The following is a 13229-nucleotide window of genomic DNA, read 5'->3' as shown; positions in this document are numbered from 1 at the left end:
GTGGCCACTGCGCCGCAGGAGCGGCGCGAACGCCGAAGGCGGCCCCGCAGGGGCGAAGGGCAGGATGCCCGGAGTCAGAGAAAGTAACCAAAGAGAAGGCCACCCCTCGTCCGCGCCCTACGTGCATCCTGCACTTCGGGTACGCGTGAGTCGGTCGGGATTTTTGGACAGGCCATCCGTGGCCTGTCAAAAACCTCGCCGGCATCCTTGCCGGCGACCCTTCGGGCGATTCGACCGCCTCCCGCCGCTCCCCAGGGGCCCCGGGTAGAGCGCGGGCTTCCTGCCCGCAGAAGCGGAGCAAAGCCAAAGCCGAAGCCGAAGCGCTCATAGGGTGGGTCTTGACCCACCGGAGCCGCACGCTCTGCAAGTGCATGTTGCGCGGACCGCGTTCGAGCATCAGCAACCGCAAACGCGCAAACAGAGCGCATACACAAGCCCTTGAAGCAAGGCGCCACCAGCCCGCTCGCCGATGGGCCGAGCGATCGCCCCTCCCCCGGTGGGGGAGGGGTTGGGGAGAGGGTTCGGCATTCCTCAGCCTCCGCGCCCACGGGCACAACTTGTCGCTCTCCCAGGGCCACAACCACCACACGAATTCGTGCGAGCCGCTGCTTCGAACCCTGACCGCATCGCGCCGCCGATCGTCGCCACAGAACCTCCGGCGCTAACGTACCCACCCGCACCCCACGTCAACCCCCCCATGTGGAATCAGAACGGCCGCATCTGTCTCTGGCGCTACACCGAGAATCAACGTAACTATCCGGGCTGGCACCTGAGTGCTGATGCCGACGGTTGCGCCAGCCTGCTGAGCCTGCTCGATCAACTCCCGACTGCAACCGCGGCGTACCGCACCCTGCAGATCACCGCACCAAGCGCCGCCCAGCTGCGCGTACCGAACAACCGCGCTGCCGGCTGGCTCGCGCCCTGCAGGTTGCGAATCGAATGGGCCGCACACCCGGCCACTTGGCTACTGCCCGAGGTGCTCGATCCAGCTCAGCTCAGCCTCGGCGCCGACTGGCTCGCGCCATTGCGAGCAGGTATCGCAGACATCGCCGAGCGGCGTGGGGACTACGCGATCGGTAACCGTGATGCGCGGCTGTGGTTCTGGTGGTGGCCGAGGCCGCTGGCTGACTAGGTCGTCGCTTGTTTGATCCGACGCAGGTCCTCGCAGCGAACAGGCGCCGATACTCTCGAAAGCCCGCCAAAGGCGCGAATCTCGCCGGCTACTCGGACTCGACCTTGCACCCACCCGATGTTCCAGCTGCAGAACATGCCCAGCCGCTGTTTCGCCTGCGCGGTATCGGTCGTGTCTATGGCCGGGGTGCGGCGGCGGTGCATGCGCTGCGTGGGGTGGATCTCGATCTCTTCCTCGGCGAGGTGGTGGTGGTGCTGGGGCCGTCGGGCTCGGGAAAGAGCACCCTGTTGAACATTCTCGGCGGGCTGGATGCGCCGAGTTCCGGCACGATCGAGTTCGAGGGGCGTCCGCTGGAGGCCGCCGATGAGCGCGCGCTGGGTGAGTATCGGCGTCGTCATGTCGGCTTCGTGTTCCAGTTCTACAACCTGATTCCCAGCCTGACCGCCGCCGAGAACATCCAGCTGGTTACCGACATCGCCGATGATCCGATGCCGGCTGAAGAAGCCCTGGCGCAGTTGGGTCTGGGCGGTCGCGGCGGCAGTTTTCCGGCCCAGCTTTCGGGCGGTGAGCAGCAGCGTGTGGCGATTGCGCGGGCCCTGGCCAAGCGGCCGCGGGTGCTTCTGTGCGATGAGCCCACCGGCGCGCTGGATCTGGCGACCGGCGTCCGCGTGCTGGAGGCGCTGATGCAGGCCAATCGCCGCAGCGGCAGCCTGAGCCTGATCGTGACCCACAACTCCGACATGGCGCGCCTGGGCGATCGAGTGATCCGTTTCGCCGACGGCGTGATCCGCTCGATCGAGACCAATGCGCAGCGCGCCGAGCCCGCGGAGTTGCGCTGGTGAGGCGTTCGCCCCTGCTCAACAAGCTGGGCCGCGATCTGCTGCGGCAGCGTGCCCAGGTTGGCTCGATCGCCCTGCTGCTGGCCCTGGGCGTGGCTTTGCTGGTGACTTCGCTGGGCACACGTATCGCCCTGCAGCAGGCGCGCGACGACTACTACCGGCAGCAGCTGTTGTCCGATCTGCAGCTGCCCTTGGTGCGCGCGCCGCTCGCGCTGGCGGCGCGTGCCGCCGAGCTGCCGGGTGTGCAGGCGGTGGAGGCGCGGCTGGCGGTGCCGGCCCTGCTGGTGCTGCCGGGTGTCAGCGAGTCGCTGGGCGCACGTCTGTACTCGCTGGACGATCCGCAGCGCGTGCAGGTGAACCGGCCCTGGTTGACCGCCGGCCGCTGGCCCGAGCCGACTGCGCGCCGTGAGGTCGTGCTCAACGAAGCCTTTGCGCAGGCGCGGGCGCTCGCGCCCGGCGATTGGCTCGAGTTGACCGTGCGCGGCTCGCACGAGCGCCTGCAGATCGTCGGCATCGCCAATTCGCCGGAGTTTGTCTTCATCAGCCCGCCGGGCGAACTGTTGCCGCAGCCGGAGCGTTACGCCGTGCTGTGGCTGCCGCGACGGGCCTTGGAGCAGGCCGCCGGGCTGCAGGGAGCATTCAACGAATTGCTGCTGCGGCTGGGCGAGGGCGTCAACCCCGATACCGTCGGCGCCGCGCTGCAGCCGATGTTCGCCCGCTATGGCGCCGGCCGCGCGCTGGACCGCAGTCGCATCGCTTCGGCGCGGCTGCTCGATGACGAGCTGAAGCAGCTCGGCACCATGGCGCGCCTGCTGCCGCCGGTGTTCCTCGCGGTCGCGGTGTTTCTGTTGAACCTCAATCTGACTCGTCTGGTCGAGGCCGAGCGCAGCACGCTCGGGGTGATGAAGGCGTTCGGCCTGAGGCCGCGCGAGGTGGTCGGCGGCTATCTCGGCTTTGCGGTGGTGGTGGCCCTGCTCGGCGTGCTGGTCGGCCTGGTTGCCGGGCATCTGTTGGGGCAGGGCATGTGTGTGCTGTACCTGCAGGTGTATCGATTGCCGGTGCTGGAATTCCGCCTGCCGCCCTGGCTGGCGCTCGCGGCATGCGCCATCGGCCTGCTGTCGGCCTTGGCCGGCAGTGCGCTGGCGCTGCGCCGGGTGCTGGCACTGCGCCCCGCCGAGGCCTTGGCACCGCCGCCACCGCCCGCGTTCAAACGTGGCGCCGGGCCACTGGAAGCGCTGGCCGCGCGGTTCGATCCGCTGACCCGGGTGGCGCTGCGGCGCATTCTGGGCTACCCGCGGCGCAGCCTGTTCACCGTGGCCGGCTTCTGCACCGCGCTGATGCTGCTGGTGCTGTCGATGCAGGCCCCGCTGGCGATCGAGCGCATGCTCGACATCAGTTTCGGCACCGCCAAGCGCCAGCAGGTCAGCCTGAGCCTGGCCGAACAGTCGGGTAGCGATGCATTTCAGGCCCTGGCGCGCCTGCCCGGCGTGGAACTGGCCGAACCCTTTCTGGTGCTGGATGCGGTGTTCGAACTGCGCGGTCGCGCGGTGAATGAGGCTGTGTTCGGCCTGCTCGAACAGCCGCAGCTGGAACGCCTGGTCGATGCCTCAGGACAGCCGCGTCGCCTGCGCGAGGACGGCTTGATCCTGAGCGCGTCCTTGGCGCGCCAGCTCGATGCGCGGGCGGGCGATCGCCTGCGCGTGCAGCTGAGCAGCGGCCTGCGGCGACAGTTCGAGGCGGTGGTGGTGGACGTGGTCGAAGTCACCATCGGCAGCAGCGCGTGGCTGCGCATCGATGCGCTTGCCGAACGGGCGGGCCAGCCCGGGCGTGTCAGTGGCGCGCATGTGCGTCTGCGAGCGGATCGACGTGGCGACTTCGATGCCGCCGTACGCGCCGCACCGATGATCATCGCCAGCACCGATGTGGAAGCGGCCTGGCGCTCGACCCAGAAGATGTTCTCGGAGGGCAGCGGCATGATGACCACCCTGTTCACCGGTTTCGCCGTGCTGATGGCGGCCGGCATCGCCTATGCCACCAGCACCGTGATTCTCGGCGAGCAGCGCCGCGATCTGGCGACCCTGTGCGTGCTCGGCTATCGCCGCCGCGAGGCCAGCTATGTCCTGCTCGCCGAGCTGGCACTGCTGGCCCTGATCGCCCTGCTGCCCGGGCTGTGGCTGGGCCACCATGCGGCCAACGCCTTCCTCCGCGCGATGGCGACCGACGTATTCAGTTTTCCAACCCTGTTCGAACCCAGCTTGCACCTGCGCGCCGGCCTGATCCTGCTGGGCTCGGTGGTGCTGACAGGCCTGTGGGTGCGGCGTGGCGTTGATCGTATCGGCCTGGCCGAAAGCCTAAAAGTTCGGGAGTAGTGGCATGCCTTCTTCCCCCTCGCGTCGGCGTACCCGTCTGGCCTGGCTGTTGGTAGCCGGCGTGCTGCTGGCCGCGGCAGCCGCCGCGCTGTGGCCGCGAGCGCGCGGATTTGAGCTGGTCGAAGCCCGGAATGCTCTGCTGCTGATCGAACGCAGCGACCGCGGCACCACCCGGATGCGCGAAATCCACCCGCTCACGGCGCCCGCGGCCGGCGTGCTGGAACGCATCGAGCTGGAAGCCGGCGACAGGGTTGAGGCCGGCCAGATCCTGGCGCGGCTGCGTCCGCTGGTCTCCACACCACTGGACGCGCGCAGCACCGCCGAGGCCCAGGCCGCTGCGGTGCAGGCCGAGGCGGCCCTGCGTCAGGTGCAGGCACAGGCCGCTTCCGCAGCCGATGCGCGCCGGCGCTTGGAGGCATCAGCCACGCGCGGCCTGGTCAGCGAGCGTGATCTGGTGGCGGCGCGCGCGCTCGATCGCGAGGCCAGCGCCGCGGTGGAGGTCGCACGCGCCGCGCTCGCCCAAGCCCGCAGCCGGATCGCGTTGGTGTTGCCGGATGCGCGGGGCCGCATTGAACTGCCCGCGGCGGTCACCGGGGTGGTGCTGCGGCGCCTGCTGCAGGGTGAGCAAGTGGTCGAGCCCGGCCGCCTGCTGCTGGAGATCGGCACGCCGGACTCGCTCGAAGTGGTGGGCGACTTTCTGTCGCAGGACGCGGTGTTGTTCAAGGTCGGCGCCGTTGCGCGGATCGAAGGCTGGGGCGGTGCGTCCTTGCCGGCGCGGGTCGAACGCATCGAGCCGCTGGGCGAACTCAAGGTGTCAGCGCTGGGGGTGGAGGAGCAGCGCGTGCGGGTGATCCTCAGCCTCGAACAGATCCCGCCCGCGCTGGGTCATGGTTACCAAGTGGAAGCTTTCGTGCGTGTGCGCGAGCAGGCCGACGCCCTGCTGCTGCCGATCGAAGCCCTGCGCCGCGAAGACAGCGGCTGGAAGGTCTGGACCCTGCAGGACGGCCGCGTGCGCGGCCGCAGCGTCGAAGTCGGCGACAGCGACGGCCGCAGGCGCGAGATCCTTTCGGGCTTGTCCCCGGGCGAACAGGTGCTGGCTTTCCCGCCGCCGGGCGATCTGGAAGGGCTGCGCGGCTACCGGCTGGATTGACGCCGCCGCCGCCCCGCAACGACCCGCCCGCGCCGCCGTTCCAGCACCTTGGCTTGACCCGCCCGCGAGACGCCGATGGGCCGCGCGATAGCCCCTCCCCCAGTGGGGGAGGGGTTGGGGAGAGGGGTCGGCATCGCCGCGGCCGCCACTCCAACGAGCACCGCCCGCAGTCGCTGACATCCATCAACGCCTAACCCACATCAGTTCGACGTCGCAATGAAGCGCCAACCGCACCACCCCCAACCGCACGTGGGCCGCGCCATAGCCCAGCTCCCCGCGCGTTCCAAGCTCCAGCTCCGCGCTCGTCAGCCCGGTAGGCTTCGCGCCATGCTTTCCGTCTGCCCCCTCCAGACGCCACAGATCACAGGATGACCGATGCGCTCAATGCTCCCGCCTTCAACCCTCCTGTTGGCGTTGGTCCTGCCTTGTGGCGCGTCTGCCCAGATGTTGGGCGTCCTTGAGCAGCCGCCCTGCAAGCCGGCAGAAGATCGAGCGGTGCGGCCGCTATTCGTCAAGCAGGGCAAAGCGTGGAAATCACTACAGGACGGTCTGGCGCTGGAGGACTACCCCTCGCACTGGCGCGCAATCGATACCGCCGATGCACAATCGATCGAAGTGCAGCCTCCCGCCACCAAGCCGCAGCCGGAATGGACCTTCGCCCGTGATTTTGTATTGCAGCCCGTGCCGGGCCAGGCGCTGCCCGAGCAAGCCAACACAGACCGTCACTTTGCGGGGTGGTGCGATGCCCCGACGCTCGCGCCCGTCATGCTGCTGGCCGGCGCTGACAACGTCATCGCGCGTCCTGCCGAGCGGGTCGCAGCGCCCGATGCGCTCGATCGCGTGTTCCGACGCATGCGGCGACCCGAGGCCGGGCTGAAGCTGTGTGCCGGTGACGCAGCAGGCCGCCCGGCTGAGCTGCTGATTGAGCATCTGCGCTTCGCTGAGGCATTGGTGCTGCCCGGCGGCGGGCAACTGGTGGCGGTGAAGATCTCGCCCGCGCTTGTTCAGTGCGAGAGCGAGCTCGGTGGCCCGCTGCCGACGCACTGGTATCTGCTGAAGGATCAGTCCGCGCCGCGCCTGATCGGCAAGGAGATGACGCACCTGGGTTCGGCGGATCTGGATGCCGACGGCCGCTACGAGCACGTGTTCTGGTTCACCGGCGACAACCAGGACGGTTATCTGCTCTTCGACGACAACTTCGGGGCACCGCTGCGCTTCGAGTGGAGCTACCACTGAGCCGCGTAGCGTGCTGCTCGCCGAAGTCAAGCCGAAGCTCGCCATAGGCCGGGCCATCACCGACCTGATCCTCACCTCACGCCGCCGCGCTTCGAGCCCCTCCCCCGGTGGGGGAGGGGTTGGGGAGAGGGTTCGGCGTCGCCGCAGCCTCCACCCCAGCGATCGTCGACTCGTTCCCCGCCTCACGCCTAACGCCTCCGTGCTTTGAGCCCCTCCCCTGTGGGGGAGGGGTTGGGGAGAGGGTCCGGCATCGCCGCGGCCGCCACCCCAACGAGCACCGCCCGCAGTCGCTCCCATCCATCAACGCCTAACCCACATCCGTTCGGCGAAGCAAAGAAGCTGCACCGCGCCCAACCCGCACCGCGAGGCCCCTCGTCTGCCGCGAGACGCACGGCGCGCCACGCCCCCTCACCGCCCTCAAAGCATCGGCAAGGCTTCCCGCAATCGAGCCAGAAAACGTCTGCCCACCGCAACTTCGCTCCCCGTCTCCAGCTGCAGAAATCGCCGCCCGCCCGCATCCACGCGCAAACCACGCACCGCGTTCAAGTTGACCAGATGCGATCGATGCACGCGCAGGAACTGTGCGGGCAGGGTGTGCTCCAGCACGCTCAGGGTGTTGCTGTGCAGGTGCTTTCTGCCGTCGCGGGTTTCGAGTTCAGCGTAGTCGTCGGCGCCGTGGATGGCGACCACGCGGTCCAGTGCAATCAGCTCGGCACGTCCACCCAGACTGACCGCGAGCAGGGCCGGTGCAGGCGCGGCCGGTTCGGCGCGCACGCGCTGCAGCGCGAGGCGCAGGCGGTCGGCGTTGAAGGGTTTGGGGATGAAGTCGAGCACGCCGAGCTCGAAGGCTTCCAGCGCGCGCTCGAAGTTGGCGGACACCACGATCGTGCGATGGCCCTGCGCGCGGGCGCGCCGCAGAAGCTCGAAGCCATCCGCGCCGCCGAGATTCAGATCGAGCAGCAGCAGGGCGTCCGGATCTTCGGCCAGCGCCACGCACGCGCTGTCCAGGTCGGATGCGATCCGCACCGCGCTGAGCTGGGCGCCCAGCACCTGCCGCAGCAGGCGCTCCAGCCGGCGCGCGACCATCTGTTCGTCCTCAACGATCAGTACGCGCATCGGTGCATCCCGGTAGCTGCAGCGTATCGACCCAGTGCTCGCCCTCGCGCTCGCTACTGAAAGCCCAGTCAGCGCCGAAAGCCTCCTGCAGGCGCGCCCGCACATAGGCATGGCCGCGGCCGCGCGCGCTTGTATCCGCCGCGGTCATTGAATTCGCCAGCGGGCCTTGCGCATGCGGCGAGTACAGGCGCAGCACACAGTCGTCTCCGCGCCGTTCGCCGATCAGTCGCAGGCAGAGATCGCGGGCCTTCGGATTGTGGGTGAGTGCGTTCTCGACCAGGCAATGCAGCACTGCCGGCGGCAGCAGCTGATCAGGGTTGACCCCGCTGCATTCGAGTTCGAAGCGGCAGTCCTGGCGATAGCTCATCACCGCCAGATGCTGGCGACACAGCTCCAGCTCCTCGGCCAGCCGAACCCGCGGCCGGCCGCTGATGCTGGCCAGCGCCCGCAGCTCGCCGGCCAGGGCCTCGATCATGCGCACGCCGGTAGCGGGGTCGGTCTCGACCCACTCGCTGAGCGCGGTCAGCGAGTTCAACAGAAAGTGCGGCTGGATCTGCCGCTTCAACAGCTCCAGCTCCAGCCGTGCGCTCCGCAGCTCGGCCTCGGCGCGTGCGCGCTGGGTGCGGCGCAGGGCCAGCACCTGCTGCACGAACAGGTACAGCACAAAGCCGCCTGCGGCCAGGTAGTAGTCGCGGTCGACGAAGCCGAACGGCCGATAGCTCAGCAGCAGAATGAAACCGAGGCTCAGTGCCGCCGTCACCCAGGCGCCGCTGCGCCGCGCGTGAATACCGACTGCCGCGGCGATCACCACCGCCGACAGGCCGATCAGAATCGCCAGCGCGGTCTTGCCGTCGAAGCCCGGCATCCAGGCCGCGGCGGCCAGCATCAAGGCAGCGCTCAGGCCCGGCAGCCACAGGCGCAGCCGCGGCGCGTAGCGATCGGCGGCGTACGCCGCCAGCAGCACGCCGGATGCGGCAGCGGCCAGCAACACCGCCTCCAGCCGCAGGATGTGCAGCGGATAGGCGTAGGGCCACAGGCTGCGCCACACTTCCAGCACGAGCTGGCTGAGCACCGCCATTGAGAGCAGGCACAGCAGCAGCGAGCTGCGCTCACGCGGGCCGAACAGGAACAGCGCCGCGAAGTACACCGCACCCAGCAGCAGAGCGCCTGCGGCCGCGAGTGTCGGCGTGTGATGGCGCAGCAGCGATGCATCCAGCAAGGCGTACTCCGCCAGCGCCAACCAGTGCATCGGTGTGGCTAAGCGGCGACGCGCGTGATGGCTGGACAGGCGCAGGGCCAGCACATTGTGTTCGCGCAGCAGTGCCGGCGGCAGGTAGAACTGGCTGTCCATCAGGCCAGGTTGTTCTTCCGCGGCACTCGCCCCGGGCACGCCGCTGGCGCCGATGCGCTGGCCGTTCCAGTACACCTCGTAAGCGGCGAGGGCGGCCACCTGTATCGCCAGTGGTCGCGCGGCAGCGCGTGCCTCCGGCGACAGTGCGATGCGCGCGCGCATCCACAGCAGACGCCCCTGCGGGTCCAGCTGCTGCCAGTGCTGCTGCGCCCATGCACGGTCGTCGAACTCGGGCTGCGCCCAGGCGGGGTCATCGCCCTCGGCGACGCTGACGATCTGCACCTGTGGCAGTGCCGACGGCTGAGGGTTCGCAGCCTGCGTGGCCAAGGCGAACGTCCACGCCATCAGCGCCACCAGCAGGCTGCTCAGCCGCAGAACGATCCATCCATGCCGTCGCTTGTCGAGTTCTCGCATGTCGGCATTGTCCGGGCCCAGCGGGGCCGCCGTCGAGGCGTTCACCGACGCGGGCCGTCGTTCACCGAATCGGCCGCGCGCTTCGGCACGTGTGCGACTAGCGTGCAAGGCCTCACCCCGGAGGCCTCCACATGCGCACCCTGTTCGCCTGCGTTCTGACTGCCGCTGTGCTGTTGCACCCCACCCACGCGCTCGCCGATGACGACGCACTGCAGATCCAGCCCGAGACCTTTGAAACCAGCACCGGCACCCGCGTGGAGGCCGAGCGCGGCACGCTGTGGGTGCCGGAGAACCGCAGTCGGCCGGACAGCCGTCGGATCAAGCTGGAGTTCGTGCGTTTCCCCGCCACCCGCAAAACCGATGCCGCGCCGATCGTGTACCTGGCCGGCGGGCCGGGCGGCTCGGGCATCGAAGCCGCGCGCCACGAGCGCTTCCCGCTGTTCATGGCCCTGCGCGAAGTGGCCGATGTGATCGCCTTCGACCAGCGCGGCACCGGCAGTTCGAACTCGGTGCCGAGCTGCGATGCCGGCAGCGCATACCCGCTGGACCAGCCGCTGACGCGCGCCAGCGTGATCGACTTCATGCGCAAGCAGGCGCCGATCTGCGCCGCATTCTGGGCCGAGGCTGGCGTCGACCTGGCCGGCTACACCACCTGGGAGAGCGCCGCCGATCTCGACGCACTGCGGCAGGCGCTGGGCGCAGAGAAGCTCAACCTGTGGGGCATCAGCTACGGCAGCCACCTTGGCCTGGCGACGATCAAACGCTACCCCGAACGCATCGAGCGCGCGGTGTTCTCGAGCATCGAAGACCTGCACGAAACCGTGAAGCTGCCGGCGCTCACCGACGCCTACTTCGCCCGGGTACAGGCGGTGATCAATGCTGACGCTGACAACGCCGCACGCTATCCGGACCTAGCCGCAACCATGCGCGAAGTGTTCGCCTCGCTCGATGCCGAATCCGCCCAGCTGGAGGTGCGCGGCGCCAACGGTGAGCCGGTGCAGCTGAGCGTCGGCGCCTTCGATCTGCAGCTGCTGGTGTCGATGATGATCAGCGACCCGCAGGGCATGGCCTACCTGCCGGCGATGTTCGAGGGCCTGAAAACCCGCAGCTTCGGCCCGCTCGCGCAGATCCTGCACGACCGCGTGCGCGAAGACTTCGGCCGCTACAGCAACGGCATGTCGACCGCGATGGACCTGGCCTCCGGCATCAGCACTGCACGCCTGGCCGAGGTCGAACAGCAGGCCCGCACCGCCTTGTTGGGTGACGCGCTGAACTACCCGATGCCGCAGCTGATCGGCATGTACGGCGTCGCCGACCTCGGCGAAGACTTCCGCGCGCTGTCGCCCTCGGATGTGCCCACTCTGTTCCTGAGCGGAACACTCGACGGCCGCACCTACCCCGAAAGCGCCGCCGACACCGCCCGCCGCTTCAGCCGCGGCCAGCATCTGGTGATCGAGAACGCCGGCCACAACCTGTTCATGCTTGCTCCCGAGATCAGCGACGTAATCGTTGACTTCTTCCAGGGCAAGCCAACCGAAGGCCGTGTGATCAGCGTGGCGGCGCCGCGGTTTGAGGGCTAAAGAGCTGACCAACTGAGCGCCCGGGCGGGCTTTGCCGTCCGGGCGCTTGAGCGGCGGAATCGCGTCGTCGGGCACAGGATCGCCGCGTCGCGGCCTGTGGCATTCTCCGAGCTTCCGCACACAGGAAGCCGCGGCATGCCGCTGAGTTGGAACGAGATCAAGGATCGCGCCCTGCGCTTCTCGCGCGAATGGGCGGACGAGTCCTCCGAGGATGCCGAAGCCAAGAGCTTCTGGGACGGCTTCTTCAACGTGTTCGGAATTCATCGACGCCGGGTCAGCACCTTCGAGCGCAAGGTCAAGAAGCTGGACGGTCGCGATGGCTACATCGACCTGCTCTGGAAAGGCGTGCTGCTGATCGAGCACAAGTCGCGCGGCAAGGACCTCGATCGCGCGCATGCCCAGGCCCGCGACTATTTCGCAGGCCTGAGTGAGGCCGAGCTGCCGCGCTATCTGCTGGTATCCGATTTCGCCCGCTTCCGCCTGTACGACCTCGACACCGGCGAAGCCGCGGTCGAGTTCGTTCTCGCTGATCTGCACAAACAGGTGCGCCGCTTCGGCTTCATCGCCGGTTACCAGGCGCGCACCTACAAGGAAGAAGACCCCGTCAACGTGCAGGCCGCCGAGCGCATGGGCCGCCTGCACGATGCGCTGAAAGCCTCGGGCTACGAGGGCCACGCACTGGAAGTGCTGCTGGTTCGGCTGTTGTTCTGCCTGTTCGCGGATGACACCGGCATCTTCGAGCGCAACGCCTTCACCGAGCTGCTGCGACAGCGCACCGGCGTCGACGGCAGCGATCTCGGCCAATGGCTGACACAGCTGTTCCAGGTGCTGAACACCGCCAAGGATCGGCGCCAGCGCAGCCTCGATGAGCAGCTGGCCGAGTTCCCCTACGTCAACGGTCGGCTGTTCGAGGAGTTTCTGCCGATCCCGGCCTTCGACGCCAGCATGCGCAACGCGCTGCTGGATGCTACCGCGCTGGATTGGAGCCGCATCAGCCCGGCCATCTTCGGCTCGATGTTCCAGTCGGTGATGGATGCCAAGGCCCGCCGCAACCTGGGCGCGCACTACACCAGCGAGAAGAACATCCTCAAGCTGATCGGTCCCCTGTTTCTGGACGAGCTGAAGGCCGAGCTGGAGAAAATCGGCGGCAACACCGCGCGCCTCAAGAGCTTCCACATCAAGCTGGCCAACCTGCGCTTTCTCGACCCGGCCTGCGGCTGCGGCAACTTTCTGGTCATCGCCTACCGCGAGCTGCGTCTGCTTGAACTTGAAGTGCTGACGCGGCTGTACGCCGTGCAGGACAGCCTGCTGACTCGCGTGTCCGAGCACGTCGCGGTGGACGTCGACCAGTTCTACGGCATCGAGATCGAAGAGTTCCCGGCCCAGATCGCCCAGGTCGCGCTGTGGCTGATGGATCACCAGATGAACATCCGCGTTGGCGAGCAGTTCGGCGAATACTTCGCCCGCCTGCCGCTGGTGAAGTCGGCCACCATCGTGCATGGCAACGCGCTGCGGATCGACTGGAATGAGGTGGTGCCAAAGGAGAGGTTGAGTTACATCCTTGGGAATCCGCCGTTCGGCGGCAAGCACGTTCAGTCGAAATCGCAGCGGGATGATCAGATCGAAGTAACTAGAGAGATCAAGTCCGGCTCTGATCTCGATTTTGTTTCCAACTGGTTCATCCGCGCCGCTGAGTACACGAGGGATTCCAACGTCGATTTCGCGTTCGTGTCTACGAACTCCATCACTCAGGGGGAACAAGTGCCTTTGCTCTGGCCGCACCTGCTTGACCGCGAGGGCTTGACCATAGATTTTGCTCACCGCACTTTTCGATGGTCGAATGAAGCACGGGGCAACGCTGCGGTCCATTGCATCATCGTCGGCTTGGGTCGGGGTGCCTCGGCGCAGAAAAGGCTCTTCGGAACGCGTCAACCCCTTTGAGACAGCCTGTTCACCAGATAGCTGTCATTCGTTCTCCTGAGTGGCGGATTCGCTCATGCTTGCGATCTCGTTGCTTCCGAGTTCACTGGGCAGGGTCACGA

The 13229-nt window shown here is 67.8% G+C and carries 9 protein-coding genes; 7 read left to right on the top strand and 2 right to left on the bottom strand.

Translation table 11 applies throughout. The features are described 5' to 3' along the window. The first annotated feature begins 697 nt into the window (after nucleotides 1-697). The 5 genes from ACIQ7H_RS20350 to ACIQ7H_RS20330 all read left to right on the top strand — a co-directional run bounded on the left by ACIQ7H_RS20350 (nucleotide 698) and on the right by ACIQ7H_RS20330 (nucleotide 6726). Nucleotides 698-1132, top strand: coding sequence for a hypothetical protein (locus ACIQ7H_RS20350; protein WP_395794995.1), 435 nt, complete (start codon nucleotides 698-700; stop codon nucleotides 1130-1132). A gap of 104 nt (nucleotides 1133-1236) precedes the next feature. Further along, nucleotides 1237-1974: an ABC transporter ATP-binding protein gene (locus tag ACIQ7H_RS20345; RefSeq protein ID WP_395794993.1), complete on the top strand. Its 738-nt coding sequence runs from the start codon at nucleotides 1237-1239 to the stop codon at nucleotides 1972-1974. Beyond that, nucleotides 1971-4340: an ABC transporter permease gene (locus ACIQ7H_RS20340; RefSeq protein WP_395794991.1), complete on the top strand. Its 2370-nt coding sequence runs from the start codon at nucleotides 1971-1973 to the stop codon at nucleotides 4338-4340. Before ACIQ7H_RS20345 ends, ACIQ7H_RS20340 begins: the two co-directional genes overlap by 4 nt. Nucleotides 4341-4344: 4 nt before the next feature. Next, nucleotides 4345-5490 carry an efflux RND transporter periplasmic adaptor subunit gene (locus ACIQ7H_RS20335; protein WP_395794989.1) on the top strand — a complete coding sequence of 382 codons (1146 nt, stop codon included), beginning with the start codon at nucleotides 4345-4347 and terminating at the stop codon, nucleotides 5488-5490. 495 nt (nucleotides 5491-5985) lie between these two features. Further along, nucleotides 5986-6726 (top strand): hypothetical protein, encoded by a 741-nt coding sequence (locus tag ACIQ7H_RS20330; protein ID WP_395794987.1) that lies wholly within the window; start codon nucleotides 5986-5988, stop codon nucleotides 6724-6726. A 417-nt stretch (nucleotides 6727-7143) separates the two neighbouring features. Here ACIQ7H_RS20330 and ACIQ7H_RS20325 read toward each other — a convergent pair whose 3' ends face one another. After that, on the bottom strand, nucleotides 7144-7842 hold the full coding sequence (locus ACIQ7H_RS20325) for a LytR/AlgR family response regulator transcription factor (RefSeq protein WP_395794985.1): 699 nt from the start codon (nucleotides 7840-7842) through the stop codon (nucleotides 7144-7146). Further along, nucleotides 7823-9607 (bottom strand): sensor histidine kinase, encoded by a 1785-nt coding sequence (locus ACIQ7H_RS20320; RefSeq protein ID WP_395794983.1) that lies wholly within the window; start codon nucleotides 9605-9607, stop codon nucleotides 7823-7825. The genes ACIQ7H_RS20325 and ACIQ7H_RS20320 overlap by 20 nt, the downstream gene beginning before the upstream one ends. Before the next feature lie 131 nt (nucleotides 9608-9738). Here ACIQ7H_RS20320 and ACIQ7H_RS20315 point away from each other — a divergent pair, with 131 nt between their 5' ends. Continuing rightward, nucleotides 9739-11187, top strand: a complete 1449-nt coding sequence (locus ACIQ7H_RS20315) for an alpha/beta fold hydrolase (RefSeq protein ID WP_395794981.1) — start codon at nucleotides 9739-9741, stop codon at nucleotides 11185-11187. Between the two features lie 135 nt (nucleotides 11188-11322). Then, nucleotides 11323-13128, top strand: coding sequence for a DNA methyltransferase (locus ACIQ7H_RS20310; RefSeq protein ID WP_395794979.1), 1806 nt, complete (start codon nucleotides 11323-11325; stop codon nucleotides 13126-13128). Nucleotides 13129-13229: the final 101 nt, after the last annotated feature.

It is taken from the genome of Aquimonas sp. (genome assembly GCF_044377145.1).
Lineage (GTDB): Bacteria > Pseudomonadota > Gammaproteobacteria > Xanthomonadales > Xanthomonadaceae > Aquimonas.
The sequence above is the reverse complement of the archived record's forward strand: the minus strand, read 5'-3'. Positions and strand labels throughout refer to the sequence as shown.